We start from the raw sequence: 872 nt of genomic DNA, 5'->3' as shown, positions 1-872 counted from the left end.
TAGATCTCTTGCGAAAGTAAAAAATTGTTTATACTAGCCCCATGAAATATGAAAATTTAACTAGATTTAATGATGGGGAATTTAAACGACTCGTTGGAGTTCCTCGTCCATTATTCTTAAAAATGGTATCGGTGTTACAACACGCTGAACTTGCCAAGAAAAAATCTGGAAGACCTCATTCGTTGTGTTTAGAGGATCAATTGTTGTTAACTTTAAATTACTTACGCTGTTATAGAACTCAAATTGAGTTATCCGCTGACTATAACCTAGCTGAAAGCAATGTGAATCGTACTATTCAAAAAGTTGAAAATGCTCTGATTCAATCACGGATTTTCGCATTGCCTAAAAGGAATCAAAAGTTTAGTGAGGGGGATTATGTGATCGTTGATGTCACTGAGTCACAGATTGAGCATCCCAAAAAAACAAAGAAAATTCTATAGTGGTAAAAAGAAGAAACATACGCTAAAAACACAGGTCATTTTTAACCCAAGACTAAAGAAAATTGTAAGTATACAGGTCGAAAGTGGCAGAAAACATGATCTGACGATTGCGCGTAAGTATTTGAAGGAGATGATTATTTATCCTTGTATCATGGCAGATTTAGCCTATAAAGGATTTCATCAGATTAAGAGTAAGTTACTCATTCCAATCAAGAAACCTAAGAATTTATCATTACCCAAAATAGCAAAAAAGATCAACCAAGAAATCAGTCGGCGTAGGACAGCCATTGAACATATCAACGGCAAACTTAAACATTTTCGGATATTAACAGAACGCTATAGAAATAGACGGAAACGATTTGGTCTAAGAATGAATTTAATTGCTGGAATGGTGAATTGGATGCTCTTAAATTAACTTTCGCAAGAGATCTA

General features: G+C 34.5%; 1 protein-coding gene. It reads left to right on the top strand.

What is annotated here, in order from left to right:
- The first annotated feature begins 41 nt into the window (after positions 1-41).
- Positions 42-855, top strand: a protein-coding gene (locus NI468_RS16045; RefSeq protein ID WP_180181165.1) for an IS5 family transposase whose coding sequence is annotated in 2 segments (ribosomal slippage) — positions 42-428 and positions 430-855 — 813 coding nt in all. Because the reading frame shifts where the segments join, the coding sequence is not laid out codon by codon here.
- The last annotated feature ends 17 nt before the right edge of the window (positions 856-872 follow it).

This window comes from Acinetobacter lwoffii, assembly GCF_024129355.1.
GTDB classification, from domain to species: domain Bacteria; phylum Pseudomonadota; class Gammaproteobacteria; order Pseudomonadales; family Moraxellaceae; genus Acinetobacter; species Acinetobacter lwoffii_I.
This window is presented reverse-complemented; position numbering and strand designations above follow the sequence as displayed.